Annotated in this window: 23 protein-coding genes; 4 read left to right on the forward strand and 19 right to left on the reverse strand. The window is 60.0% G+C overall.

Annotated features, from left to right (window positions below; all coding sequences use genetic code 11):
• Positions 1-131 precede the first annotated feature (131 nt).
• The gene (locus ACSFE6_RS07640; protein ID WP_435427032.1) at positions 132-1,280 is read left to right on the forward strand and encodes an acyl-CoA dehydrogenase family protein; all 1,149 of its coding nucleotides are present in this window, start codon (positions 132-134) and stop codon (positions 1,278-1,280) included.
• Between the two features lie 136 nt (positions 1,281-1,416).
• Here the strand turns inward: ACSFE6_RS07640 and ACSFE6_RS07645 are convergent, their stop codons facing one another.
• The 17 genes from ACSFE6_RS07645 to ccoN (ACSFE6_RS07725) all read right to left on the reverse strand — a co-directional run bounded on the left by ACSFE6_RS07645 (position 1,417) and on the right by ccoN (ACSFE6_RS07725) (position 17,277).
• Positions 1,417-1,965: an adenine phosphoribosyltransferase gene (locus ACSFE6_RS07645; RefSeq protein ID WP_435427033.1), complete on the reverse strand. Its 549-nt coding sequence runs from the start codon at positions 1,963-1,965 to the stop codon at positions 1,417-1,419.
• Positions 1,966-2,043: 78 nt separating this feature from the next.
• On the reverse strand, positions 2,044-2,778 hold the full coding sequence (fnr, locus tag ACSFE6_RS07650; protein ID WP_435427034.1) for a fumarate/nitrate reduction transcriptional regulator Fnr: 735 nt from the start codon (positions 2,776-2,778) through the stop codon (positions 2,044-2,046).
• Between the two features lie 91 nt (positions 2,779-2,869).
• Positions 2,870-4,252 carry an oxygen-independent coproporphyrinogen III oxidase gene (gene hemN, locus ACSFE6_RS07655; protein ID WP_435427097.1) on the reverse strand — a complete coding sequence of 461 codons (1,383 nt, stop codon included), beginning with the start codon at positions 4,250-4,252 and terminating at the stop codon, positions 2,870-2,872.
• A 121-nt stretch (positions 4,253-4,373) separates the two neighbouring features.
• Positions 4,374-5,057, reverse strand: coding sequence for a sulfite exporter TauE/SafE family protein (locus ACSFE6_RS07660; protein ID WP_435427035.1), 684 nt, complete (start codon positions 5,055-5,057; stop codon positions 4,374-4,376).
• The gene (gene ccoS, locus ACSFE6_RS07665) at positions 5,050-5,268 is read right to left on the reverse strand and encodes a cbb3-type cytochrome oxidase assembly protein CcoS (RefSeq protein WP_435427036.1); all 219 of its coding nucleotides are present in this window, start codon (positions 5,266-5,268) and stop codon (positions 5,050-5,052) included. The genes ACSFE6_RS07660 and ccoS overlap by 8 nt, the downstream gene beginning before the upstream one ends.
• Positions 5,269-5,290: 22 nt before the next feature.
• On the reverse strand, positions 5,291-7,741 hold the full coding sequence (locus tag ACSFE6_RS07670) for a heavy metal translocating P-type ATPase (protein WP_435427037.1): 2,451 nt from the start codon (positions 7,739-7,741) through the stop codon (positions 5,291-5,293).
• A gap of 155 nt (positions 7,742-7,896) precedes the next feature.
• Positions 7,897-8,436, reverse strand: coding sequence for a FixH family protein (locus tag ACSFE6_RS07675; RefSeq protein WP_435427038.1), 540 nt, complete (start codon positions 8,434-8,436; stop codon positions 7,897-7,899).
• Positions 8,437-8,447: 11 nt separating this feature from the next.
• Positions 8,448-9,863 carry a cytochrome c oxidase accessory protein CcoG gene (ccoG, locus tag ACSFE6_RS07680; RefSeq protein ID WP_435427039.1) on the reverse strand — a complete coding sequence of 472 codons (1,416 nt, stop codon included), beginning with the start codon at positions 9,861-9,863 and terminating at the stop codon, positions 8,448-8,450.
• 208 nt (positions 9,864-10,071) lie between these two features.
• Positions 10,072-10,236: a hypothetical protein gene (locus tag ACSFE6_RS07685; protein WP_435427040.1), complete on the reverse strand. Its 165-nt coding sequence runs from the start codon at positions 10,234-10,236 to the stop codon at positions 10,072-10,074.
• 126 nt (positions 10,237-10,362) lie between these two features.
• Positions 10,363-11,346: a cytochrome-c oxidase, cbb3-type subunit III gene (ccoP, locus tag ACSFE6_RS07690; RefSeq protein ID WP_435427041.1), complete on the reverse strand. Its 984-nt coding sequence runs from the start codon at positions 11,344-11,346 to the stop codon at positions 10,363-10,365.
• Complete coding sequence (locus ACSFE6_RS07695; protein ID WP_032831505.1) at positions 11,343-11,528, reverse strand: CcoQ/FixQ family Cbb3-type cytochrome c oxidase assembly chaperone; 186 nt, start codon at positions 11,526-11,528, stop codon at positions 11,343-11,345. The genes ccoP (ACSFE6_RS07690) and ACSFE6_RS07695 overlap by 4 nt, the downstream gene beginning before the upstream one ends.
• A 5-nt stretch (positions 11,529-11,533) precedes the next feature.
• Entirely contained in the window at positions 11,534-12,142 is a 609-nt protein-coding gene (gene ccoO / locus ACSFE6_RS07700; RefSeq protein ID WP_435427042.1) for a cytochrome-c oxidase, cbb3-type subunit II, read from the reverse strand.
• Positions 12,142-13,584 carry a cytochrome-c oxidase, cbb3-type subunit I gene (ccoN, locus tag ACSFE6_RS07705; RefSeq protein WP_435427043.1) on the reverse strand — a complete coding sequence of 481 codons (1,443 nt, stop codon included), beginning with the start codon at positions 13,582-13,584 and terminating at the stop codon, positions 12,142-12,144. Before ccoN (ACSFE6_RS07705) ends, ccoO (ACSFE6_RS07700) begins: the two co-directional genes overlap by 1 nt.
• A 492-nt stretch (positions 13,585-14,076) precedes the next feature.
• Positions 14,077-15,033 (reverse strand): cytochrome-c oxidase, cbb3-type subunit III, encoded by a 957-nt coding sequence (gene ccoP / locus ACSFE6_RS07710; protein ID WP_435427044.1) that lies wholly within the window; start codon positions 15,031-15,033, stop codon positions 14,077-14,079.
• Positions 15,030-15,230, reverse strand: coding sequence for a cbb3-type cytochrome oxidase subunit 3 (locus ACSFE6_RS07715; RefSeq protein WP_435427045.1), 201 nt, complete (start codon positions 15,228-15,230; stop codon positions 15,030-15,032). Before ACSFE6_RS07715 ends, ccoP (ACSFE6_RS07710) begins: the two co-directional genes overlap by 4 nt.
• Positions 15,231-15,233: 3 nt before the next feature.
• On the reverse strand, positions 15,234-15,842 hold the full coding sequence (gene ccoO / locus ACSFE6_RS07720; protein WP_435427046.1) for a cytochrome-c oxidase, cbb3-type subunit II: 609 nt from the start codon (positions 15,840-15,842) through the stop codon (positions 15,234-15,236).
• Between the two features lie 10 nt (positions 15,843-15,852).
• Positions 15,853-17,277 (reverse strand): cytochrome-c oxidase, cbb3-type subunit I, encoded by a 1,425-nt coding sequence (ccoN, locus tag ACSFE6_RS07725; protein ID WP_435427047.1) that lies wholly within the window; start codon positions 17,275-17,277, stop codon positions 15,853-15,855.
• Between the two features lie 86 nt (positions 17,278-17,363).
• Here ccoN (ACSFE6_RS07725) and ACSFE6_RS07730 point away from each other — a divergent pair, with 86 nt between their 5' ends.
• Complete coding sequence (locus ACSFE6_RS07730; protein WP_435427048.1) at positions 17,364-18,041, forward strand: alpha/beta family hydrolase; 678 nt, start codon at positions 17,364-17,366, stop codon at positions 18,039-18,041.
• A 205-nt stretch (positions 18,042-18,246) separates the two neighbouring features.
• On the opposite strand, the gene ACSFE6_RS07735 is transcribed toward ACSFE6_RS07730, so the two are convergent.
• Both ACSFE6_RS07735 and acnA read right to left on the reverse strand, forming a co-directional pair.
• Positions 18,247-19,812 carry a methyl-accepting chemotaxis protein gene (locus ACSFE6_RS07735; RefSeq protein WP_435427049.1) on the reverse strand — a complete coding sequence of 522 codons (1,566 nt, stop codon included), beginning with the start codon at positions 19,810-19,812 and terminating at the stop codon, positions 18,247-18,249.
• Positions 19,813-20,124: 312 nt separating this feature from the next.
• Positions 20,125-22,866 (reverse strand): aconitate hydratase AcnA, encoded by a 2,742-nt coding sequence (acnA, locus tag ACSFE6_RS07740; protein WP_435427050.1) that lies wholly within the window; start codon positions 22,864-22,866, stop codon positions 20,125-20,127.
• Positions 22,867-23,088: 222 nt separating this feature from the next.
• On the opposite strand from acnA, the gene rlmM reads away from it, so the two are divergent.
• Both rlmM and tusA read left to right on the forward strand, forming a co-directional pair.
• Positions 23,089-24,162, forward strand: a complete 1,074-nt coding sequence (gene rlmM / locus ACSFE6_RS07745) for a 23S rRNA (cytidine(2498)-2'-O)-methyltransferase RlmM (RefSeq protein WP_435427051.1) — start codon at positions 23,089-23,091, stop codon at positions 24,160-24,162.
• A gap of 169 nt (positions 24,163-24,331) precedes the next feature.
• Positions 24,332-24,583: a sulfurtransferase TusA gene (gene tusA / locus ACSFE6_RS07750; protein WP_007987255.1), complete on the forward strand. Its 252-nt coding sequence runs from the start codon at positions 24,332-24,334 to the stop codon at positions 24,581-24,583.
• The last annotated feature ends 38 nt before the right edge of the window (positions 24,584-24,621 follow it).

Consider the following 24,621-nt stretch of genomic DNA (forward strand, 5'->3'; position numbering starts at 1 on the left):
CACATTGGATCACTTGTGGGAGCGAGCCTGCTCGCGAACGGCGCACCTCGGACTACCTGAATCACACAATTCTGTTGAAAACCAAGCAAGCGCTCGGTTAGCTTCGCTGAACCCTTCAGTGGAGTTCGCCGATGCCTGCCTTTCAGGAATATTTCGACCCCAGCCACCAATTGGTCCGTGACAGCGTCAGACGATTCGTCGAGCGCGAGATTCTTCCGGACATCGACCAGTGGGAAGAAGCCGAAAGCTTTCCCCGTGAGCTTTACCTCAAGGCCGGCGCAGCGGGGATTCTTGGCATCGGTTACCCGGAATCGCTTGGAGGGAGCCACGAAGGTGATCTATTCGCCAAGGTCGCTTCCAGCGAAGAGCTGATGCGCTGTGGTTCCGGCGGTCTGGTAGCGGGCCTGGGGTCGCTGGACATCGGTCTGCCACCGATTCTCAAGTGGGCCAGGCCTGAGGTCCGTGACCGGGTCGTGCCGCAAGTGTTGTCGGGTGAGAAGATCAGTGCCTTGGCCGTCACTGAACCCGGCGGCGGTTCAGACGTCGCCAATCTGCAAACCCGCGCTGTGCGAGACGGCGACTTTTACCGGGTCAGCGGCAGCAAGACCTTCATCACCAGCGGCGTGCGCGCGGACTTCTATACCGTCGCGGTGCGCACGGGCGAGCCGGGTTTCTCCGGTATCAGCCTGTTGATGATCGAGAAGGGAGCCCCCGGTTTCACCGTGGGTCGGCAGTTGAAGAAAATGGGGTGGTGGGCGTCGGATACGGCCGAGCTGTTCTTCGACGATTGCCGTGTGCCCGTGGGCAATTTGGTCGGCAGCGAGAACATGGGCTTTGCCTGCATCATGGGCAATTTCCAGAGTGAACGCCTGGCGCTGGCCCTGATGGCCAACATGACCGCGCAGCTTGCGCTGGAAGAAAGCCTGAAGTGGGCGCGGGAGCGTGAAGCCTTTGGCAAACCTATCGGCAAGTTCCAGGTGATCAAGCATCGCCTCGCCGAAATGGCCACTGAGCTGGAAGTCTCCAGGGAGTTCACCTACCGGCAGGCCGCGAAAATGGCGGCGGGGCAGAGCGTGATCAAGGAAATTTCCATGGCCAAGAATTTTGCCACTGACACGGCTGATCGCATTACCCACGATGCGGTACAGATTCTTGGTGGTCTGGGTTACATGCGGGAGAGTCTGGTTGAGCGTCTGTACCGGGATAACCGGATTCTTTCGATCGGCGGCGGTACGCGGGAAGTGATGAACGAGATCATCAGCAAGCAGATGGGGCTTTGAGATTTGCGGTGCCGCGGATGACGCTATCGCTGGCAAGCCAGCTCCCACAGTGTTCTCTGCCGTTCACAAGATTTGTGTACGCCGCGGATCCCTGTGGGAGCTGGCTTGCCAGCGATGGCGTCAGCGCAGACGCTGCTTATTTATCGGTCAACGCAAACTGCGTCAGGCAAAACGTAGGAATGCCCATGTCTTCCAAGCGCTGCGATCCACCCAGCTCCGGCAGGTCAATGATCGCCGCCGCCTCATGTACCCGGGCGCCCATGCGGCGGATCAGGTTCGCCGCTGCAATCAGGGTGCCACCCGTGGCGATCAAGTCATCGAACATCACCACCGAGTCACCCTCGCACAAGCTGTCGGCGTGCACTTCGAGGAAGGCTTCGCCGTACTCGGTCGCATAGCCTTCGGCCAGCACGTCAGCCGGGAGTTTGCCTTGCTTGCGGAACAGCACCAGCGGTTTGTTCAGCTGATAGGCCAACACCGAACCGATCAGAAAACCGCGGGCATCCATAGCACCGATATGGGTGAAATCGGCCTCTACATAGCGATGGGCGAAGCTGTCCATCACCAGGCGTAGGGCCTTGGGCGACTGGAACAACGGGGTGATGTCGCGAAAGATCACGCCCGGCTTGGGAAAGTCGATCACGGGGCGGATGAGGGATTTGATATCGAAAGAATCGATGACCATAGTCGTAGAGTCCTGGCAGGGCTGCAAACGGCGCAGTATACCCGCGGCTGAAACGCTTCGCTCAACCGCGGATCGAGATCAACCTTCGATCGAGCCGCCGGCCAGAGCGCACAGCTGGATCGGGTCGAGAATGCGGATTTCCTTGCCTTCGGCAGCGATTATCTCGTTCTGCTGGAAGCGCGTGAAAACCCGTGACACGGTTTCCACCGCCAGGCCCAGGTAGTTGCCGATTTCGTTGCGCGACATGCTCAGACGGAACTGATTGGCCGAGAAGCCCCGGGCGCGGAAACGTGCGGACAGGTTGACCAGGAAGGTGGCGATGCGTTCGTCGGCGGTTTTTTTCGACAGCAGCAACATCATCTGTTGATCGTCACGAATCTCGCGGCTCATCACCCGCATCAGCTGACGGCGCAGCTGTGGCAATTGCAGGGCCAGTTCGTCGAGGCGTTCGAACGGGATTTCACACACCGACGTGGTTTCCAGCGCTTGCGCCGATACCGGATGCTTTTCGGTGTCCATGCCCGACAGGCCGACCAGTTCGCTCGGCAGGTGGAAACCGGTGAGCTGCTCTTCACCGGCATCGCTCAGATTGAAGGTCTTGAGCGCGCCGGAGCGTACTGCGTAAACGGAGTCGAACGTGTCGCCCTGGCGGAATAGAAATTCACCTTTTTTCAGCGGACGGCCACGTTTAACGATTTCGTCCAGAGCGTCCATGTCTTCCAGATTCAGAGAAAGTGGCAAGCACAGCGGGGCCAGACTGCAATCCTTGCAATGGGCCTGGTTATGAGCACGCAGTTTTACTGGCTCGGACATTTCTTCAATCCTTGTGGGAAAACACACATAAGACGTAAGGGTAACCCACAGAAGGACTTTGAGGCCAGCATACGGCGCTTTTGTCGCACCTCTAAATGACCCTGGAAAACCGCTGACGGCTGTGTTGTTCCAGGTACGCATCGAACACCATGCACACCGAGCGCACCAGCAAGCGCCCGGCAGGCAGCACGGTTATTTTTTCTCGATCCAGTTCAATCAGGCCATCCTTGGCCATGTGCTGCAATTGCGGCCAAAGTTCGCCGAAATAGCCTTGAAAATCGATATTGAAAGCCTGCTCGATATCGGCGAAATCCAGGCTGAAATTACAGATCAGCTGTTGAATCACCGCACGTCGGAGCCGGTCATCGGCGTTGCACACCAGTCCACGGCTGGTGGCTAACTGAGCGGTGGCGAGGGTGTTCTGGTACTCGTTCAAGTCGCTGCTGTTCTGGCAGTACAAGTCGCCGATCTGGCTGATCGCCGACACGCCCAACCCGATCAGATCGCAATGGCCATGGGTCGTGTAACCCTGGAAGTTGCGTTGCAGGGTCGATTCTTCCTGGGCGATCGCCAGTTCATCGTCGGGCAGGGCGAAGTGATCCATGCCGATGTAGCGGTAACCGGCGCCGGTCAGTTGTTCGATGGTGCGCTGAAGCATTTCCAGCTTCTGTGCCGGAGTCGGCAATTCATTGCTGTTGATCCGCCGTTGTGGCATGAACCGTTCCGGCAGGTGTGCATAATTGAAGACCGAGAGCCGGTCCGGTTGGAGTCTGATGACCTCTTCCACGGTGCGGGCAAAGTTCTCGGGTGTCTGTCTCGGTAAACCGTAGATCAGGTCGATATTGATCGAGCGGTACTGCAGGGTGCGGGCGGCGTCGATCACCGCGCGGGTCTCCTCCAGGCTTTGCAGGCGATTGACCGCGCGCTGCACCGCCGGATCGAGGTCTTGCAGGCCAATGCTGACCCGATTGAAACCCAGCTCGCGCAACAGGCCCATGGTCGACCAATCGGCTTCGCGGGGGTCGATTTCGATGCCGTAGTCGCCGGAATCGTCGTCCAGCAAATTGAAGTGCTTGCGTAGGTGCGCCATCAGTTGGCGCAGCTCGTCATGGCTGAGAAAGGTCGGCGTGCCACCACCGAAGTGCAATTGCTCAACCTTTTGCGCGGGGTCGAGGTGGCAGGCGATCAGTTGGATTTCCTGCTCCAGGCGCTGCAAGTAGGGGAGTGCGCGGCCGCGATCCTTGGTGATGACTTTGTTGCAGGCGCAGTAGTAGCAAATGTTCGCGCAGAAGGGGACGTGTACATACAGCGACAATGGGCGCATGGCCTTGCGGCTGTCACGCAGGGCGTGAAACAGGTCGAAAGTGCCGACCTGGCCATGGAACTGCACGGCGGTCGGATAGGAGGTGTAGCGCGGTCCCGCCAGGTCATAACGGCGGATCAGGTCGGTATCCCAACGAATGGCGTCGAGCATCATGCGGGCATCCCCCGGAACAGGCTGGCAGTTTTCGGCCAGTCTAGGGGGTGTGACATTTAGGGATCTTGATTTGCATCAAGGGTGATTGTTGGCTTGGATGGTTTTTTGTGGCGAGGGATCAGTGCCCCATGAGCCAATGCTGATGCGGCCCCGGCAAGGTCCAGAGCCCAAACAGCATCACCAGCAACCCACCGGCCAGCCGCACGCTACGTTTGCGCAGCAGCGCTGTCATCCGTTCCGCCGCCAGCCCGGTGGCGAGCAGGACCGGCCAGGTACCGAGGCCGAACGCCAGCATCAGCAACGCACTGTCCAGCGCATTACCCTGGCTGGCCGACCATAAAAGGGTGCTGTAGACCAGGCCGCAGGGCAGCCAGCCCCAGAGTGCGCCGAGTAACAGGGCGCGGGGGATGTTTGAAACCGGCAGCAGTTGGTTGGCGACCGGCTGGATATGCCGCCACAGGCCGCGACCGAGGCTTTCGATGCGTGTCAGGCCGCTCCACCAGCCGGCCAGGTACAGGCCCATGGCAATCAGCAACAGCCCGGCGAGTATTCGCATGAACATCGCCGCCGGGCTGTTGGCCACCGCCCAGCCCGCCAGGCCGATCAGCAGTCCGGCGGCGGCGTAGCTAAGGATTCGCCCAAGGTTGTAGGCCAGCAACAGATGAAAGCGGCGGCTGCGTTGTTCCTTGGGAATCGCCAGGGTCAGCGCGCCCATCAAGCCGCCGCACATCCCCAGGCAATGACCGCCACCGAGCAGACCGAGAATCACCGCCGACACCAGCAAGGGCGCCAACTCAAGCATGGGGCGGAGCCTTGTCGTCGGGTTGGGCGGGATGGCCGCTGGCCTCGTCGACGGCCGCAGTGTGGTTCGGGTCCTGATCGTCGAACAGGATGCTATGGGCCGGACCGTCGAGGTCGTCGTACTGACCGCTGTCGACCGCCCAGAAGAAGATATAGATAGCGATGGCCACGATCAGCAGTGCGGCCGGGATCATCACGTAAAGAGCTGGCATCTGGACTCCATGCCCGCGCGGCTCAGGCCGGCAACGGGCGGGTTTCTGGTGCGGTACCGACAGCCGGCGTGCTCGGCAGGCGAGTCAGGCGCAAGGCGTTCAATACCACGGTCAGCGAACTGATGGACATGCCGACCGCCGCCCACACCGGAGTGATCCAGCCGAGGGCAGCGAACGGCAACATGAGGCCATTGTACAGCCCGGCCCACAACAGGTTCTCAATGATGACCCGGCGGGTGCGCCGGGCCAGGTTGAAGGCTTGTACAAGGGCATCGAGGCGATTGGACAGCAACACTGCGTCAGCGCTGGTTTTCGCCAGATCGGTGGCCGAACCCATGGCCACACTGATGTCGGCAGCCGCCAGCACCGGCACGTCGTTGACCCCGTCGCCGAGCATCAGCACTTTGCGACCTTGCTGATGCAATTGTTGCAGTACCGCCAGTTTGTCGTCCGGGCGCAAGCCTGCGCGAGCCTCATCTATGCCAAGTTCGGCCGCGACACTGGCTACCATCGGCGAGCTGTCGCCTGACAGCAACAAGGTGCGCCAGCCGCGTGCCTTGCAGGCTTCCAGCAGGGCCGGGGCGTCGGCGCGCAAACGGTCGTCGAGCACGAACCAGGCCAGGGGTCCTTGTGGGTCGCCGAGCAACAGCCATTGGCCCGGCTCATCCGGCATTGATGGCGTGACTGCGCCGCTGAGTTCACAGACAAAATCGGGTTGGCCGATGCGTAAACGCTGTTCGCCAACCTGTCCTTCAAGGCCAAGCCCCGGCGTACTGTGCACGTCCTCTGCGGCCATTGGTGCACGACCGAAGGCGCGTGCGATAGGGTGTTCGGAGCGGTTTTCCAGTGCGGCGGCGAGACTCAGGCACTGATCGCTGTCGAGGGCGCCGAGGGGGCGGATCGAACGCAGTGCCAGACGCCCTTCGGTGAGGGTGCCGGTCTTGTCGAAAATCACCGTATCGATCTGGTTCAAGCCTTCCAGCACATGGCCACGTGTCAGCAACAAGCCCAGCTTGTGCAGGGTCCCGGTGGCGGCGGTGAGGGCGGTTGGCGTTGCCAGGGACAAGGCGCACGGGCAGGTTGCGACCAGCATCGCCAGCACGATCCAGAAGGCTCGCGATGAGTCCAGCTCCCACCACAGCAGGCCAATGCAGGCGGATGCGATGAGTGTCAGCAACAGGAACCATTGCGCGGCACGGTCGGCGATTTCCGCCAGTCGCGGTTTTTCCGCCTGGGCACGATCGAGCAGGCGGACGATGGCCGAGAGACGGGTGTCCTGGCCAAGGGCTTGGACTTGCACGGTTAACGCGCCTTCGACATTCAGGGTGCCAGCGGTGACGGCGTCGCCTGGCATGCGAGGTTGCGGCAGGTATTCACCGGTCAGCAGCGATTCGTCGATGCTCGATTGGCCGTCGAGGATTTTGCCGTCAGCTGGGAGGACCGCGCCCGGATGCACCAGTACCTGATCGCCCAACCGCAGTTCGCTCAGCAGGATTCGTTCGCTTTGGCCGTCACTGTTCAGGCGCAGGCAGGAGGCGGGCAACAGGTTGACAAGCTGTGCGGTGGCGGCAGCGGTGCGTTCCCGGGCGCGGCGCTCCAGGTAGCGACCGGCCAGCAGGAACAGCGCAAACATGCCGACCGCATCGAAATACAGTTCGCCGACACCAGTGATCGAAGTCCAGATCCCGGCGACGTAGGCGCTGCCGATGGCCAGCGACACCGAAACGTCCATGGTCAGGTGGCGGGTGCGCAGGTCGCGCATGGCGCCCTTGAAGAACGGTGCGCAGCTGTAGAACACGATCGGGGTGGTAAGAAACAGCGCCACCCAGCGCAGGATGGTGTGGAGTTCCGGGCTGAGATCAATGTTGAATTCAGGCCAGGTGGCCATGGTCGCCATCATCGCCTGGAACCACAGCAGGCCAGCCACACCGAGCTGGCGCAGGGCCAGACGGTTTTCGCTGGCCAGTTGTTCGCTGGCGCGGTCGGCTTGATAGGGGTGTGCGGCGTAGCCGATGTGCCGCAGCTCGGCGAGCATCCGGCTGAGTGGCATTTGTGCGTCGGCCCAGCGCACGTGCAGTCGATGGTTCGACAGATTCAGGCGTGCTTCGGCCACCGCCGGCAAGGTGCGCAGATGTTTCTCGATCAACCAGCCGCAGGCGGCGCAACTGATGCCTTCCATCAACAGCGTGGTTTCAGCCAGTTCGCCCTCATGGCGGACAAAGGGCTGCTGCACCTCGGCGCGGTCGTACAGCACCAGTTCATCCACCAATTGCACCGGCAGCGCTTCGGGGTTGGCCGATGCTTCGCTGCGATGCTGGTAATAGTTCTCCAGCCCCCCGGCGACAATCGCCTCGGCCACGGCTTGGCAACCCGGGCAGCAGAACTCACGGGTTTGTCCCAGGACCGCAGCGGTGAAACGACTGCCAGCCGGGACGGGTAGGGCGCAGTGGTAGCAGGGGAGTGGGGAGGTCATGGAATATTCACTGATACTGCTGAATCTCTATCGCTGGATAGGGCCTCTTCGCGAGCAGGCTCGCTCCCACAATGGGTCGATGGTGCTCTCAATCTTGTGCGCGACACCGAACAACTGTGGGAGCGAGCCTGCTCGCGAATGCGCGAAGCGCGGTTTTACTTTTTCAGGTCTTCCGCGCCCTGTAGTGGTTCATCACCGAGCAGCAGGTCCTTGTCATGGCTGACCGATTCTTCTTCGAACATGCGCCAAACGTGGTCGTCCTGGTTGCCCAGCAGCTCGACAAAGCGGCGGCCTTCGATCTTGTCGCTCAGTTGGCCAATGTAGCGGCCCTGCTCGGTTTCGCTGCGGGTCAGGACGATCTTGCGGTCTTTCTCCGGTTGCGTCGGTGAAATCAGGTTCAGTTCAAGGGTTTTCGGTTGGCTGTTGCCGCTCAGGCGCAGGTCGACTTCACCGGTCACGCCATCCAGGTGAACGCTGGCACGCATCAACAGGGTTTGCGCCAGCAATTCACGGTCGAGGGAGCGGTTGATCCCTTTGCCGGCCTCGTAGTAGTTATCGTTGACCAGGTTGTCGGGGTTGTTCACCGCGATGGTCACCATGGACAAGGTCAGGGTCACCGAGCAGGCCAGAATCCCGATGATGATCCATGGCCAAAGGTGCTTGTACCAGGGGCTTGCGGCGTTTGCTGCGGACATGATCACTTCTCTCAACGATTTTGTGGGCCGATGAATCGGCTCTTGGCTTCAACGTGAATGCTGGCGTCATCGGCATCCTTGAGGATGAATTTCACCTCGTTGGTGCTCGATGGCAGGTGTTCCGGGGCCACGGACAGCTCGGCCGGTTGGCTGACGATATCGCCGGCCGCAACCTTGATCTCACGCCGGCCTTGAAGCTTGAGGTCCGGCAGGCCGGTGGCTTCAAGGACATAGGTATGGTCGCGCTGATCCTTGTTCATGATCTTCAGGCTGTAGACGTTTTCGATCCGGCCTTCGGCGTTTTCGCGGTACAGCACGCGGTCCTTGCTGACGTCGAATCCCACCAGGGAGCGCATGAAGAAGGCGGTCACCAACAGGCTGATCATGGCCAGCAAAACCAAGGCATAGCCAATCAGGCGCGGACGCAGTTTATGGGTTTTCTGCCCGGACAGGTTGTGTTCGGTGGTGTAGCTGATCAGGCCGCGCGGGTACTCCATCTTGTCCATGATGGCGTCGCAGGCATCGATGCAGGCGGCGCAACCGATGCATTCGATTTGCAGGCCGTCGCGGATATCGATACCGGTCGGGCAGACCTGAACGCACATGGTGCAGTCGATGCAATCGCCCAGACCCTGTGCCTTGTAGTCGATGCCTTTTTTGCGCGGGCCACGGCCTTCGCCGCGGCGCGGGTCGTAGGACACGATCAGGGTGTCCTTGTCGAACATCACGCTTTGGAAGCGCGCATACGGGCACATGTAAATGCACACCTGCTCGCGCAACCAACCGGCGTTGCCGTAGGTGGCGAGGGTGAAGAAGCCCACCCAGAAATACGACCAGCCATCGGCCTCGCCGGTGAAGAAGTCGATGGTCAATTCGCGGATCGGTGAGAAGTAGCCGACGAAGGTCATGCCGGTCACGAAGCCGATCAGCAGCCACATGATGTGCTTGCTGAATTTGCGCAGGAATTTGTTGGCGCTCATTGGCGCCTTGTCGAGCTTGATGCGTTGGTTGCGGTCGCCTTCGGTGACCTTTTCACACCACATGAAAATCCAGGTCCAGACGCTTTGCGGGCAGGTATAACCGCACCAGATCCGGCCGGCGTACACCGTGATGAAGAACAGGCCGAATGCGGCGATGATCAACATGCCGGACAGCAGGATGAAGTCCTGGGGCCAGAAGGTCGCGCCGAAGATGAAAAATTTACGCTCCGGCAGATTCCACCAAACCGCTTGATGACCGCCCCAGTTCAGCCACACCGTACCGAAATACAGCAGAAACAACACGGCACCGCCCGCCATTCGCAGGTTGCGGAACAGGCCGGTGAAGGCGCGGGTGTAGATCTTTTCTCGAGAGGCGTAAAGGTCGACGCTGTTGTTCGCGTTTTTGGCTGGCGGGGTAACGTCGTGTACCGGAATCTGGTTGCTCATCGGTTGCATCCCACGGCAGTGGAAAAATGCCTCGGTCAGTACGTGCCGACCGGGGTCAAAAAGGGGGTGTAGCAGTGGCGCAATGATACGCCTGTCGCTCTAGCTCAAGGGTGCGACCTTTGGTCACGTTGGTGGAAATCAACTGACCGTGTAATGACCTGTATCAATTGACTAATGAATTATGGCCGGTTTTGCGGGTGGGAGAGTGTCAATCCGGCAATGGCCTGCTGAGGATGATTGCTCGCTCAGGGTTGAAGTCGATGTTGTCTTGAGGCATCCGCAGACTTTCGACAAGGTTGGAATCGCTCTTGTACCCGGTGTTTTGCGCTTTTTGTTGGCCATCTTGTGTCGGCAAATCGGGTGCGTGGCTCATGAATAATCCTTTTGTGAAAATCCTGACGCCCCAAGCGTGGAGCCATTTGCATTTCAGAGCAACGATAAAAAAGGCCCCGCCAATTCACATTGGCGGGGCCTTTTAACATCGCATCAAGCGTTTGCCTTACTGAGCCTCTTGTGCTGCAGCCTTGTCGCCATGTGACAGGCTGTAGACGTAAGCGGCCAGCAGGTGAACCTTGTCGTTACCCTGCATTTGCTCTTGCGCAGGCATCTGGCCCTGACGGCCGTAACGGATGGTCTGCTGCAGTTGAGCGAAGCTCGAACCGTAGATGAACGCGGCCGGGTGAGTCAGGTTAGGTGCGCCCATGGCTGGGGTGCCTTTGCCTTCCGGACCGTGGCAAGCCACGCAGTTGGCGGCGAACAGTTTCTGCCCGGCAACCGGGTCAGCCTTGGCGCCTTCCGGCAGCTTGCGGCCATCGAGGTTGGTCAGGACGAATGCAGCCACATCCGCAACGCCTTGCTCGCCAATCACTTCGGCCCACGCCGGCATGACCGCGTGACGGCCACCCATGATGGTGGTCTTGATGGTTTCCGGTTCGCCGCCCCAGCGCCAATCGGCGTCGGTCAGGTTAGGGAAGCCATAAGCGCCTTTGGCGTCGGAACCGTGGCAGACCGAGCAGTTGGAGGCGAACAGGCGGCCACCCATCTTCAGGGCTTGCGGGTCCTTGGCGACTTCTTCGATCGGCATGGAAGCGAACTTGGCGAAGATCGGACCGAACTTGGCGTCCGAACGAGCCATTTCCTTTTCCCACTCGTGTACGCCGGTCCAGCCGGTCTGGCCGTTGGCGAACGGGGTCTGCTTCTCGGTATCCAGGTAGTTGTAACCTGGCAGCAGGCCTTTCCAGTTGCCCAAGCCTGGGTACAGCACCAGGTAGCCCAGGGCGAAAATGATGGTGCCCACGAACAGCATGAACCACCATTTCGGCAGCGGGTTGTCGTATTCCTCGATCCCGTCGAAGGAATGTCCAACCGTCTCATCGGTGGCTTCGGTGCGCTGGCCCTTGCGGGTCGACAGCAACAGCCAGGTCAGGGAAAAGATCGTACCGAGACTGAGGACTGTGACGTACAGACTCCAGAATGTAGTCATTCTTTGTTACTCCTAGAAGCTTGCTCGACGTGCTTGATGGCTTCGGGATCATCCGCGAAAGGCAGCAAGGTCGCGTCTTCAAACTCCGACTTGCGCTTGGGGCTGAAGACCCACAAGGCCAGACCGACGAAGGCCACCATGACAACAACGGTGCCCAGGCCACGAATCATCCCGATATCCATTTAGATCACCGTTTGCTTTTGATGATGGTGCCCAGGCCTTGCAGATAGGCCACCAGCGCGTCCATTTCGGTTTTGCCCTTCACGGCATCCTTGGCACCGGCGATGTCTTCGTCGGTGTAAGGGACGCCGAGCGCGCGCAAGACTTCCATTTTCTTGGCGGTGTCTTTGCCGTCGAGCTTGTTTTCCACGAGGAACGGGTAGGCCGGCATTTTCGACTCAGGCACTACGTTGCGCGGGTTGTACAAGTGCGCACGTTGCCAGTCATCGGAGTAACGACCACCGACACGGGCCAGGTCCGGACCGGTACGTTTGGAACCCCACAGGAACGGGTGATCCCAGACGCTTTCACCGGCGACCGAGTAGTGGCCGTAGCGTTCGGTTTCAGCACGGAACGGGCGGATCATCTGCGAGTGGCAGCTGACGCAGCCGTTGGCGATGTAGATGTCGCGGCCTTCCAGTTCAAGGGCGGGGCGAGGCTTCATGCCTTCGACCGGCTTGTTGGTGACGTCCTGGAAAAACAGCGGAACGATCTGGGTCAGGCCGCCGACGCTGACGGCGATGACCATGAAGAAGGCCAGCAGGCCAATGTTCTTCTCGACTGCTTCATGCTTCATCAGTGAGCTCCAACTACAGCAATCTGTTCGGCGGCTTTGGCTTCAGCCGGGTTCGAGGCGCGTACGGTACGGAACACGTTGTAAGCCATAAACAGCATGCCGGCAGCGAAGAACGCACCGCCCAGGGCACGGACGATGAAACCAGGATGGCTGGCTTGCAGGGCTTCGACGAAGGAGTAGGTGAGGGTGCCGTCATCGTTGATTGCACGCCACATCAGGCCCTGGGTGATGCCGTTGACCCACATCGAAGCGATGTACAGAACGGTACCGATGGTCGCGAGCCAGAAGTGCGTGTTGATCAGGCCGGTGCTGTGCATCTGCGCGCGGCCGAACAGTTTCGGGATCATGTGGTAGATCGCGCCGATCGAAATCATCGCTACCCAGCCCAGGGCGCCAGCATGTACGTGGCCGATGGTCCAGTCGGTGTAGTGCGAGAGCGAGTTGACGGTCTTGATCGCCATCATCGGACCTTCGAAGGTCGACATGCCGTAGAACGCCAGGGAGACCACCAGGAAGCGCAGGATCGGGTCGGTGCGCAGCTTATGCCAGGCGCCCGACAGGGTCATCATGCCGTTGATCATGCCGCCCCAGCTCGGTGCCAGCAGGATGATCGACATCGCCATGCCCAGCGATTGTGCCCAATCCGGCAGTGCGGTGTAGTGCAGGTGGTGCGGACCGGCCCAGATGTACAGGGTGATCAGTGCCCAGAAGTGCACGATGGACAGGCGATAGGAGTAGATCGGACGTTCGGCCTGCTTCGGTACGAAGTAGTACATCATGCCGAGGAAGCCGGTGGTCAGGAAGAAGCCCACGGCGTTGTGGCCGTACCACCACTGGATCATCGCGTCAGTCGCACCCGAGTAGGCGGAGTAGGACTTGAACAGGCTGACTGGCAACGACATGTGGTTGACGATGTGCAGCATCGCGGTCACGACGATGAAGGCACCGTAGAACCAGTTGCCCACATAGATGTGCTTGGTCTTGCGCTTGACGATGGTGCCGAAGAACACCAGACCGTAGGTGACCCAGACGATGGCCAGCAGAATAGCGATAGGCCATTCCAGCTCAGCGTATTCCTTGGTGGTGGTGTAACCCAACGGCAAGGTAATACCGGCAGCAACGATCACCGCTTGCCAACCCCAGAAGGTGAAGGCCGCGAGGCTGTCGGAAATCAGTCGCGTTTGGCAGGTTCGCTGCACGACGTAATAAGAAGTGGCAAACAGTGCACATCCACCGAAGGCGAAAATCACCAGGTTGGTGTGCAACGGGCGCAGGCGTCCAAAGCTCGTCCATGGCAGACCGAAATTCAATTCCGGCCAGACCAGTTGAGAGGCGATGAAGACACCGAGCCCCATGCCAAGGATCCCCCAGACCACCGTCATGATGGCGAACTGGCGGACTACCTTATAGTTATAAGCAGTCGGACTGATTGCTGTGCTCATTCTAAGGTTCCACGGTTTGGGTGTTTTATTAGGATTAAAAATCGGCCGCAAGTATGTAGAAAGCGTAGGGTCATTGCAACGCGCCATGACCTGGGTCAATGCTTTCAAATGCTGATTCTGCGGCCTTTCCATGCGCCGCGTAGGGTCAAAATTGTCCGCGAACAAAACGTCCCGTAAGACTGATCAGGCGAGGGGGTCAGGTCGGATGTAACGAGGTGTGTTCAAACGCAACGATTGGGTGACCGAAGGTCATTGGCGCGACAGCCGGTATCTACCAGCCTTTGCGGCCTGTCTTCGGGCAGATTCGTCGAACACATCGTTCAGGGTCGACCTGGAACCGGCACTGGCCAGTCCGCATCGGGGGAAGCTTAGACCCGAATCAGGGGAACCGAAAGGAAGACTCAATGAGGGTGCGACAAAAAGAAGCAGCTGCAAGCCGCAAGCTACAAGCTCCAAGATAGAGCCCGTTGCCTGCGGCTTTTGCTTTTGTAGTTACTTGTCGCTTGTAGCTTGAAGCTTGCCGCTCAACTGCTCCTCTCCTTTCGAGAGGCTGTACACATAAGCCGCGAGCAGCTGAACCTTATCATTGCCGAGCAGTTCGTTCTGCGCCGGCATATGGCCCTGGCGGCCATGGCGGATCGTTTGTTCAAGCTGCGCCAGGCTTGTTCCGTAGATAAAACCGGCCGGATGCGTCAGGTTCGGCGCGCCCATGGCTTCGGTGCCCTGGCCGTTTGCTCCGTGACAGGCTGTGCAGGTGGTACTGAACAGTTGCTGTCCGGTTTGCAGGTTGGCATCGCTGTCGGCAGGCAGCGGCAGGCCAGCCAAGTCGTGGCGAACATAAGCCGCCACGTTTTTCACGCCGGCCTCACCGAGGATTTCACCCCAGGCCGGCATTGCCGCCATGCGACCGCCCATGATGGTGGTCTTGATGGTTTCCGGGGCACCGCCCCAGCGCCAGTCGCTGTCGGTCAGGTTAGGGAAGCCGTAAGCACCCTTGGCGTCTGAGCCGTGGCACACCGAACAGTTGGACGCGAACAGCCGGCCACCCATTTTCAATGCTTGTGGGTCCTTCGCCACTTCTTCCAATGGCATGGCTGCGAATTTGGCGAAGATCGGGCCGAACTTCGCATCCGCCTTGTCCATCTCCTTTTCCCATTCATGTACGCCAGTCCAGCCATTTTCGTAGCCAGGCAGGATGCCTTTCCAGTTGCCGAGGCCCGGGTAGAGAATCAAATAGCCGACACCAAACACCAGGGTGCCGACAAACAGCATGAACCACCATCGCGGCAACGGATTGTCGTACTCCTCGATGCCGTCGAAGCTGTGGCCCATGGTCTGGTCGGCGCTACCCTTGGTTTCACCCCGGCGGGTGGCGATCAGCAGCCAGGTCAGGCCGATCAGGCTGCCGATGGTCAGTACGCAGATCCACGTACTCCAGAAGGTGGTCATGGCCGGGTACTCCTTGCGGCGGATTCTTGTTCAGTACGGTTGTCGGATTGCGGCTCGTCGGCGAACGGCAGCAGGCGCGCTTCGGCGAATTCCGGGCTGCGCTTGGCGTTGAATACCCACAGGGTCAGGCCGACGAAGGCCACGAAGACCACGACGGTGCCCAGGCCGCGGATCATTCCAGTGCTGATTTCAAACATGGCTCACCTCTTGCTCTTGATGGCAGTGCCGAGCACTTGCAGGTAGGCGACCAGTGCGTCCATCTCGGTCTTGCCTTTGACCGACTCTGTTGCGCCGGCGATGTCGGCGTCGGTGTACGGCACACCCAGGGTACGCATGGCCTTGAGCTTGGTTTCGGTATGGCTGGTGTCGAGCTGATTGGCTACCAGCCATGGGTAGGCCGGCATCTTCGATTCCGGCACGACGTTGCGCGGGTTGTACAAATGCGCGCGGTGCCAGTCATCCGAGTAACGCGCGCCGACCCGGGCCAGGTCCGGTCCGGTACGTTTCGACCCCCACAGGAACGGATGATCCCAGACGCTTTCACCCGCAACCGAGTAGTGGCCGTAGCGTTCGGTTTCCGCGCGGAACGGACGAATCATCTGCGAGTGGCAACCCACGCAGCCTTCACGGATATAGATGTCGCGACCTTCCAGTTGCAGTGCGGTGTAGGGCTTCATGCCTTCCACCGGTTTGTTGGTCACGTCCTGGAAGAACAGTGGGACGATCTGGGTCAGGCCGCCGATGCTCACAGCCAGCACCATCAGGATCATGAGCAGGCCGACATTTTTCTCGATTGTTTCGTGTTTCATGGCGGACTCCTCAGGCCATCTGCGCGGCTGCGGCGACTTCGGCAGGCTGCGAGGCCCGCACGGTACGCCAGGTGTTGTAAGCCATCAGCAACATGCCGCTGAGGAAAACTGCCCCGCCGATCAGTCGCACGATGAAGCCTGGATGGCTGGCCACCAGGGTTTCGACGAAGGAGTAGGTCAGCGTGCCGTCCTCGTTCACTGCACGCCACATCAGGCCCTGGGCGATGCCGTTGACCCACATCGAAGCGATGTACAGTACGGTGCCGATGGTGGCGAGCCAGAAGTGCGCGTTGATCAGGCCGATGCTGTGCATCTGCTCGCGGCCGAAAACTTTCGGGATCATGTGGTACAGCGCACCGATGGAAATCATCGCCACCCAGCCGAGTGCGCCGGCGTGTACGTGGCCGATGGTCCAGTCGGTGTAGTGGGAGAGGGCGTTTACCGTCTTGATCGCCATCATCGGCCCTTCAAAGGTCGACATGCCGTAGAACGCCAGGGAAACCACCAGGAAGCGCAGGATCGGGTCGCTGCGCAACTTATGCCAAGCGCCCGACAGGGTCATCATGCCGTTGATCATGCCGCCCCAGCTCGGTGCCAGCAGGATCAGCGACATCACCATGCCCAGCGACTGTGCCCAGTCCGGCAGAGCCGTGTAGTGCAAGTGGTGGGGACCTGCCCAGATGTACAGGGTGATCAGCGCCCAGAAGTGCACGATCGACAGGCGATAGGAGTACACCGGGCGTTCAGCCTGCTTCGGCACGAAGTAATACATCATGCCGAGGAAACCGGCGGTGAGGAAAAAGCCTACGGCATTGTGGCCGTACCACCACTGCACCATGGCGTCGGTCGCACCGGCGTACAGCGAGTAGGATTTGGTGAAGCTCACCGGCAATTCCATGTTGTTGACGATGTGCAGGATGGCGACGGTGATGATGAACCCGCCAAAGAACCAGTTGCCGACATAGATGTGCTTGGTCTTGCGCTTCATCACCGTGCCGAAGAACACGATGGCATAGGCGACCCAGACGATGGTGATCAGGATGTCGATCGGCCACTCCAGCTCGGCGTATTCCTTGGAGCTGGTGTAACCCAGCGGCAGGCTGATGGCCGCCAGCAGAATCACCAGTTGCCAGCCCCAGAAACAGAACGCGGCGATTTTCGGCGCGAACAGCTGTGTCTGGCAGGTGCGTTGCACCGAGTAGAACGAACTGGCAAACAGCGCGCAGCCGCCAAAGGCGAAGATCACCGCGTTAGTGTGCAGCGGACGCAAACGTCCGAAGCTGGTCCACGGCAAATTGAAGTTGAGTTCGGGCCAGACCAACTGGGCAGCGAGAAAAACCCCGAGCCCCATGCCGACGATGCCCCACACCACCGTCATAATGGCGAATTGGCGGACCACCTTATAGTTGTAGGCGGTACTGATAGAAGTGTTCATGGTTCCCCATCCACGGTTCAGCCCAAGCGAGCGCCAACGGCACATCCTCGGGCTGGAGTTATAGGCAGACTAAAAGCGAGGCAAGCATGGACAAACGGCACAAGGCCGGTATTGACGGGGATCAATGGGCGCAGTGCGTGCAGGATCATGGATGGCTGTGGAATGCCGCTGTGGCGCCAGCGTCGGCGACACTGATCCTCGCCCATGGCGCCGGTGCGCCGATGGACAGCGACTGGATGAACGACATGGCCGCACGCCTCGCGGCGCTTGGCGTCAACGTGCTGCGTTTCGAGTTTCCGTACATGGCGCAACGTCGTGTCGATGGCGGCAAGCGTCCACCCAATCCAGCACCCAGACTCCTCGAATGCTGGCGTGAGGTGTATGCCGAGGTGCGGCGCCATGTCACTGGGGCGTTGGCCATCGGCGGCAAGTCCATGGGCGGGCGGATGGCGAGTTTGCTGGCGGATGAACTGGGGGCGGATGCGTTGGTGTGTCTGGGGTATCCGTTTTATGCGGTGGGCAAGCCGGAGAAACCTCGGGTCGAGCATTTGGCTGGGTTGAAGACGCGGACGTTGATCGTGCAGGGGGCGCGGGATGCGTTGGGCAGTCGTGAGGCGGTTGAGGGGTATTCGCTATCGCCGAGCATTCAGGTGTTTTGGCTGGAGGCGGGGGATCATGATCTGAAGCCGTTGAAGGCTTCCGGGTTTAGTCATGAGCAGCATCTCGCGGCTGCGGCGCAGAAGGTTGCGGCATTTCTCCAGTGAGATTTGCGGTGCCTTTCAAGGCCTTTTCGCGAGCAGGCTCGCTCCCACAGTTGATTTTTTTCGGACATGAAATCTATGCCCGCTGCAGATCCTTTGTGGGAGCGAGCCTGCTCGCGAAGGCGGCTTTTCAGGCGACATCACTTTCAAAATGGCAATAAAAAACCCGGAGGCTTCCACCGTCCAGGTTTTGTTATTCCAGCATCAATCAGCGATTGAATCGCTCCACCAACGAATACTGGGTATTCGCGGTTTTGGTCAGCTCTTCACTCAACAGCGCCGAGTTCTGCGCCTGTTCCGAGGTCTGGTCGGCCAGTTCGGAAATGTTGCTGATATTGCGGCTGATTTCTTCGGCCACGGCGCTTTGCTCTTCGGTCGCGGCGGCGATCTGGGTGGTCATGTCAGTAATGTTGGCTACCGCTTCGCTGATACCCACCAGTGCCTGATCCGCTTCCAGTACCCGTGCCACGCCTTCTTCGGCCTGGCGATGCCCGGCTTCCATGGTCTGTACGGCGGTGCTGGCGGTTTGCTGCAGCTTGGCGATCAGGGCGTGAATCTGCCCGGTGGATTCGCTGGTGCGTTGCGCCAGTTGCCGAACCTCATCCGCCACCACCGCAAAGCCACGACCCATTTCACCGGCGCGCGCCGCTTCGATGGCGGCGTTGAGCGCCAGCAGGTTGGTCTGGTCGGCAATGCCCTTGATCACATCGACCACGCCGCCGATTTCGTCGCTGTCCTTGGCCAGTTGAGTCACGGTCATACCGGTTTCACCGACCGCCACCGACAGACGCTGAATGGCTTCACGGGTTTCCCCGGCAATGTCACGACCGCGGCCGGTCAGGCGATTGGCCTCTTGAGTCGCATCGGCGGTGCGCTGCACATGGCTGGCCACTTCCTGAGTGGTGGCGGCCATCTGGTTGACTGCCGTGGCCACCTGCTCGGTTTCGACGCGCTGACGCTCTAGACCGGAGGAACTGTTATGCGCCAGAGCGTCGGATTGCTTCGCCTGGTCGGTCAGATGCTCGGCGGTGTCCTGCAGACGGGTCAGGCAGGTTTTCAGGCGAGCATCCTGGCTGAGGATCGACATTTCCAGGCGCGCCTGGACACCGCGACTGTCGGTGTACATCTGCGCGATCAGCGGATCGGAGGTGGTCTGTTCGGCCAGGCGCAACAAACGCTTGATCCCGCGTTGTTGCCAGCTCAGCCCCATCAGACCCAGCGGCACCGAGAGACCGGCGGCCAGGGCGAACCCCCAATGGGAGTTGAGCGAGGCACCGATCATGAAGCTCAACTGGCTGACCAGAATGAACGGCAGCCAGTCCTGCAGGACCGGTAGCCATTTATCGGTGCCCGGAATGGCCGACTTGCCCTGATTGATGCGTTGGTAGAGCGCTTCGGCGCGGCTGATCTGTTCGGCGGTGGGTTTGACCCGCACCGACTCGTAACCGATCACCTGATTGCCTTCGAAGACCGGCGTCACATAGGCGTTGACCCAGTAGTGGTCACCGGTCTTGCAGCGATTCTTGACAATGCCCATCCATGGCAAGCCTTGTTTCAGTGTGCCCCACATGTGCGCGAACACCGCGGCTGGCACATCTGGGTGACGCACCAGGTTGTGCGGCGCACGGATCAGTTCCTCACGAGAGAACCCGCTGATCTCGACGAAGGCGTCGTTGCAGTAGGTGATCACGCCCTTGGCATCGGTGGTGGAAATCAACCGTTGCTGAGCCGGAAAGGTCCGTTCACGTTGTGTAATTGGCTGGTTATTACGCATGGCTTTTTTAATCCGCAAGGCTTTCAAGTGCTGTATCGGCAAGGGTTGCGATTTGTTGAGGTTATTTTTCGATAATCAGCGATGCGTCGCAAAATGCCCCTTGCGTCAGCCGGCAAGCATCGGATAGGTGAACAGCTCAAAGTGCAGGAGGTTGTATCGAATTGTGATGTGTCCGTCCCATTGTGGGAGCGAGCCTGCTCGCGATTGCGTTATATCAGTCAACAATGATTTTGAATGGGGCGCCCCCTTCGCGAGCAGGCTCGCTCCCACAAAAAGACACCGCCCGAAGGCGGTGTCTTTGCCTGCGGTAAATTACGAAGCAATCAACTGCCGCAACACATAATGCAAAATCCCGCCCGACTTGAAGTATTCCACTTCGTTGAGCGTATCGATCCGGCACAGCACTTCGACTTTCTCGCGGGTGCCGTTTTCACGGGTGATGTTCAGGGTCAGGTTCATCCGCGGCGTTAGTTCGATGCCAGTCAGACCGAGGATGTCCAGGGTTTCGGTGCCTTTGAGATTCAGGCTCTTGCGATTCTGATCGAGTTTGAACTGCAGCGGCAGCACGCCCATGCCCACCAGGTTGGAGCGGTGAATCCGTTCGAAGCTTTCGGCGATGACCGCTTTGACGCCCAGCAAATTGGTGCCTTTGGCCGCCCAGTCGCGGCTCGATCCAGTGCCATATTCCTGCCCTGCGATCACCACCAGCGGTATGCCCGCGGCCTGGTAACGCATGGCTGCGTCGTAGATCGCCAGCTTTTCCCCGGTCGGTATGTAGAGTGTGTTGCCGCCTTCTTCGCCGCCCAGCATTTCATTGCGAATGCGGATGTTGGCGAAGGTGCCGCGCATCATCACTTCGTGGTTGCCGCGTCGCGAACCGTAGGAGTTGAAGTCCCGAGGCTCCACGCCTTTTTCACGCAGGTAACGGCCGGCTGGGCTGTCGGCCTTGATGTTGCCGGCGGGGGAGATGTGGTCGGTGGTGACCGAATCACCGAGCAACGCCAGGACACGGGCACCGTTCACGTCTTTGACTACTGGCGGTGGCCCGCCGATGTCGTCGAAAAATGGCGGATGCTGGATGTAGGTCGAATCGTCCTGCCAGACATAGGTGGCCGCTTGCGGCACTTCGATGGCCTGCCACTGGGCGTCACCGGCGAACACCTCGGCGTACTCCTTGTGGAACATGGAGGTATTGACCCGCTCCACAGCGTCGGCGATTTCCTGGCTGCTCGGCCAGATGTCGCGCAGGTAGACCAGCTTGCCGTGTTTGTCCTCGCCCAAAGGTTCGCGGCTGAGGTCTATGCGCACGGTGCCGGCCAGCGCATAAGCGACCACTAGCGGCGGCGAGGCCAGCCAGTTGGTTTTCACCAGTGGATGGACGCGACCTTCGAAGTTGCGGTTGCCCGACAACACCGAAGCCACGGTCAGGTCGGCTTTCTGGATGGCTTTCTCGATCGGTTCCGGCAAAGGCCCGGAGTTGCCGATGCAAGTGGTGCAGCCATAACCGACCAGGGCAAAACCCAGTTCATCCAGGTATTGCGTCAGCCCGGCCGCCTTATAGTAGTCGGTGACCACTTTCGAGCCTGGGGCCAGCGAGCTTTTCACCCAGGGTTTGCGTCGAAGGCCCTTTTCCACGGCTTTCTTCGCCACAAGGCCGGCGGCCATCATGACGCTCGGGTTGGAGGTGTTGGTGCAGGACGTGATCGCGGCAATCACCACCGCGCCGTTTTTCAGGCGAACCGTTTGCCCTTCAAAGTCATAGTCCACTTCGCCCGCCAGATCGGCGTTGCCCACTGCAACTCCGCCGCCACCCTCGCTTTCCAGGCGACCTTCTTCCTTGCTGGTCGGTTTGATTTGCAGGCCGATGAAGTCGCTGAACGCTTGCGCGACATTCGGCAGCGATACGCGGTCTTGCGGGCGCTTGGGGCCGGCGAGGCTGGCCTCGACGCTGGCCATGTCCAGCGCCAGGCTGTCGGTGAATACCGGCTCCTTGCCCGGCAGGCGCCACAGGCCTTGCGCCTTGCTGTAAGCCTCGACCAGTTTCACGGTTTCGATAGGGCGACCGGACAGGCGCAGGTAGTCCAGCGTCACGTCGTCCACCGGGAAGAAACCGCAGGTGGCGCCATACTCCGGGGCCATGTTGGCGATGGTCGCACGGTCCGCCAGCGGCAGATCGGCGAGGCCGTCGCCATAGAACTCGACGAATTTACCGACCACGCCTTTTTTGCGCAGCATCTGGGTGACGGTCAGCACCAGGTCGGTGGCGGTGATGCCTTCCTTGAGCTTGCCGGTGAGTTTGTAGCCGATCACTTCCGGAATCAGCATCGACACCGGTTGGCCGAGCATCGCCGCTTCCGCCTCGATGCCGCCGACGCCCCAGCCGAGCACGCCCAGGCCGTTGATCATGGTGGTGTGGGAGTCAGTGCCGACCAGTGTGTCCGGGAAGGCATAGGTACGGCCGTCTTCGTCCTTGGTCCAGACCGTGCGGCCCAGGTATTCCAGGTTCACCTGATGGCAGATCCCGGTGCCCGGCGGCACCACGCTGAAGTTGTCGAAGGCTCTCTGGCCCCAGCGCAGGAATGCGTACCGCTCGCCATTGCGCTGCATTTCGATATCGACGTTCTGCTCGAAGGCGCTGCTGGTGGCGAATTTGTCGACCATCACCGAGTGGTCGATCACCAGGTCCACCGGCGACAGCGGGTTGATTCGCTGTGGATTGCCGCCAGCCTTGGCCATCGCCGCGCGCATGGCGGCCAGGTCGACCACCGCGGGTACGCCGGTGAAGTCCTGCATCAGCACCCGCGCCGGGCGGTACTGGATTTCACGATCGGAGCGGCGCTCCTTGAGCCAGGCGGCAATCGCCTTGAGGTCGGCGCCGGTGACGGTTTTTGCGTCTTCCCAGCGCAGCAGGTTCTCCAGCAGCACTTTCAGCGACATCGGTAGCTTGTCCAGATCGCCCAGGCTTTTGGCGGCGTCCGGCAGGCTGAAATAGTGGTAGGTCTTGTCGTCGACTTGCAGGGTTTTAAGGGTGTTCAAGCTATCGAGAGACGGCATTACGATCACTCCTTTGGGTCCGCACGGCTACGGACTGAGGGGACGGGCAGAGCATTAAACCTAGCCCTGTTTTAAGTAGCTGGCTAATAACTGGACTCTATGGCCGAGCCCGGGGTTCCGAAGTCGGCTATCATGCGCCGGTTTTCGTGACAGGCTTTGCTCCAGCGCAAGCCAGGGCATCGCGCAGTGGTTGAATTTTTCGCCATCTGCCCAGGAGTAAGAATGAACACCCTTTTTATGCATTGCCGGCCAGGCTTCGAAGGTGAAGTCTGTTCCGAGATTGCCGACATCGCCGCACGGCTGAATGTGGCGGGTTATGCCAAGGCCAAACCTGCCAGCGCCTGTGCCGAGTTCGTCTGCACTGAAGAAGACGGCGCCGAACGCTTGATGCGCGGTCAGCGTTTCGAACAGTTGATCTTCCCGCGCCAGTGGGCCCGGGGGATGTTTATCGATCTGCCGGAAACCGACCGCATCAGTGTGATCCTTGCGCACCTGACGGATTTTCCGACCTGTGGCAGCCTGTGGCTGGAAGTGGTCGATACCAACGATGGCAAGGAACTGTCGAACTTCTGCAAGAAATTCGAAGGCCCATTGCGCAAGGCGTTGACCGGTGCCGGCAAACTGGTGGACGACGCGAGCAAGCCGCGTCTGCTGCTGACCTTCAAGAGCGGTCGTGAAGTGTTCGTAGGACTGGCGGAATCGAACAACTCGGCGATGTGGCCGATGGGCATTCCGCGTTTGAAATTCCCTCGCGAGGCTCCGAGCCGTTCGACCTTGAAGCTGGAAGAGGCCTGGCATCACTTTATCCCGCGCGATCAGTGGGATGAGCGCCTGCACAGCGACATGACGGGCGTCGACCTCGGGGCCGCGCCCGGTGGCTGGACCTGGCAACTGGTCAATCGCGGCATGCTGGTCACCGCCATCGACAACGGCCCGATGGCCGAAAGCCTGATGGACACGGGGCTGGTGCAACACTTGATGGCCGACGGTTTTACCTTCAAGCCCAAGCAGCCGGTGGACTGGATGGTGTGCGACATCGTCGAGAAACCGGCACGCAACGCCGCGATGCTGGAAGAGTGGATTGGCGAAGGGCATTGCCGTGAAGCGGTGGTCAACCTCAAGTTGCCGATGAAGCAGCGTTATGCCGAAGTGAAACGCCTGCTGGAACGCATCGCCGAGGGCTTCAAGGCACGGGGCATCAAGGTCGAGATCGGCTGCAAGCAGCTGTATCACGACCGTGAAGAAGTGACCTGCCATTTGCGTCGGTTGGATGTTAAGAAACCAAAGTCCCGCTGACACACAGCGAATTCACTGTGGGAGCGAGCCTGCTCGCGAAAGCGTCCGGTCAGTCAATACAACGTTGCATGACACTCCGTATTCGCGAGCAGGCTCGCTCCCACAAATGCCACAGATGACCGAACACCCGGCAATGCGCGACAATGCCGGCTAGTTTCAGGAGTAGATCATGAGTGAAATGCTTGATACGCCGGTTGACGGCACCCTCGACGCCACCGGCCTCAACTGCCCCGAGCCCGTGATGATGCTGCACCAGCACATCCGTGACCTGGTGCCCGGCGGCCTGCTCAAGGTGATCGCCACCGACCCGTCGACCCGTCGCGACATCCCCAAGTTCTGCGTATTCCTTGACCACGAACTGGTAGCACAGCACGAAGAAGCCGGCACCTACCTGTACTGGATTCGCAAGAAGTCCGGTTAACGGCAACGCAAACCTTGTGGGAGCGAGCCTGCTCGCGA

The organism is Pseudomonas baetica, from assembly GCF_051216495.1.
Taxonomy (GTDB): Bacteria; Pseudomonadota; Gammaproteobacteria; order Pseudomonadales; family Pseudomonadaceae; genus Aquipseudomonas; species Aquipseudomonas baetica_B.

Excerpts from the sequence above, each read along its gene's own strand:
- ACSFE6_RS07640 (WP_435427032.1), top strand. The coding sequence starts at position 132 with ATGCCTGCCTTTCAGGAATATTTCGACCCCAGCCACCAATTGGTCCGT.
- ACSFE6_RS07645 (WP_435427033.1), bottom strand. The coding sequence starts at position 1,965 with ATGGTCATCGATTCTTTCGATATCAAATCCCTCATCCGCCCCGTGATC.
- fnr (WP_435427034.1), bottom strand. The coding sequence starts at position 2,778 with ATGTCCGAGCCAGTAAAACTGCGTGCTCATAACCAGGCCCATTGCAAG.
- hemN (WP_435427097.1), bottom strand. The coding sequence starts at position 4,252 with ATGCTCGACGCCATTCGTTGGGATACCGACCTGATCCGCCGTTATGAC.
- ACSFE6_RS07660 (WP_435427035.1), bottom strand. The coding sequence starts at position 5,057 with ATGCTTGAGTTGGCGCCCTTGCTGGTGTCGGCGGTGATTCTCGGTCTG.
- ccoS (WP_435427036.1), bottom strand. The coding sequence starts at position 5,268 with ATGCCAGCTCTTTACGTGATGATCCCGGCCGCACTGCTGATCGTGGCC.
- ACSFE6_RS07670 (WP_435427037.1), bottom strand. The coding sequence starts at position 7,741 with ATGACCTCCCCACTCCCCTGCTACCACTGCGCCCTACCCGTCCCGGCT.
- ACSFE6_RS07675 (WP_435427038.1), bottom strand. The coding sequence starts at position 8,436 with ATGTCCGCAGCAAACGCCGCAAGCCCCTGGTACAAGCACCTTTGGCCA.
- ccoG (WP_435427039.1), bottom strand. The coding sequence starts at position 9,863 with ATGAGCAACCAGATTCCGGTACACGACGTTACCCCGCCAGCCAAAAAC.
- ACSFE6_RS07685 (WP_435427040.1), bottom strand. The coding sequence starts at position 10,236 with ATGAGCCACGCACCCGATTTGCCGACACAAGATGGCCAACAAAAAGCG.
- ccoP (WP_435427041.1), bottom strand. The coding sequence starts at position 11,346 with ATGACTACATTCTGGAGTCTGTACGTCACAGTCCTCAGTCTCGGTACG.
- ACSFE6_RS07695 (WP_032831505.1), bottom strand. The coding sequence starts at position 11,528 with ATGGATATCGGGATGATTCGTGGCCTGGGCACCGTTGTTGTCATGGTG.
- ccoO (WP_435427042.1), bottom strand. The coding sequence starts at position 12,142 with ATGAAGCATGAAGCAGTCGAGAAGAACATTGGCCTGCTGGCCTTCTTC.
- ccoN (WP_435427043.1), bottom strand. The coding sequence starts at position 13,584 with ATGAGCACAGCAATCAGTCCGACTGCTTATAACTATAAGGTAGTCCGC.
- ccoP (WP_435427044.1), bottom strand. The coding sequence starts at position 15,033 with ATGACCACCTTCTGGAGTACGTGGATCTGCGTACTGACCATCGGCAGC.
- ACSFE6_RS07715 (WP_435427045.1), bottom strand. The coding sequence starts at position 15,230 with ATGTTTGAAATCAGCACTGGAATGATCCGCGGCCTGGGCACCGTCGTG.
- ccoO (WP_435427046.1), bottom strand. The coding sequence starts at position 15,842 with ATGAAACACGAAACAATCGAGAAAAATGTCGGCCTGCTCATGATCCTG.
- ccoN (WP_435427047.1), bottom strand. The coding sequence starts at position 17,277 with ATGAACACTTCTATCAGTACCGCCTACAACTATAAGGTGGTCCGCCAA.
- ACSFE6_RS07730 (WP_435427048.1), top strand. The coding sequence starts at position 17,364 with ATGGACAAACGGCACAAGGCCGGTATTGACGGGGATCAATGGGCGCAG.
- ACSFE6_RS07735 (WP_435427049.1), bottom strand. The coding sequence starts at position 19,812 with ATGCGTAATAACCAGCCAATTACACAACGTGAACGGACCTTTCCGGCT.
- acnA (WP_435427050.1), bottom strand. The coding sequence starts at position 22,866 with ATGCCGTCTCTCGATAGCTTGAACACCCTTAAAACCCTGCAAGTCGAC.
- rlmM (WP_435427051.1), top strand. The coding sequence starts at position 23,089 with ATGAACACCCTTTTTATGCATTGCCGGCCAGGCTTCGAAGGTGAAGTC.
- tusA (WP_007987255.1), top strand. The coding sequence starts at position 24,332 with ATGAGTGAAATGCTTGATACGCCGGTTGACGGCACCCTCGACGCCACC.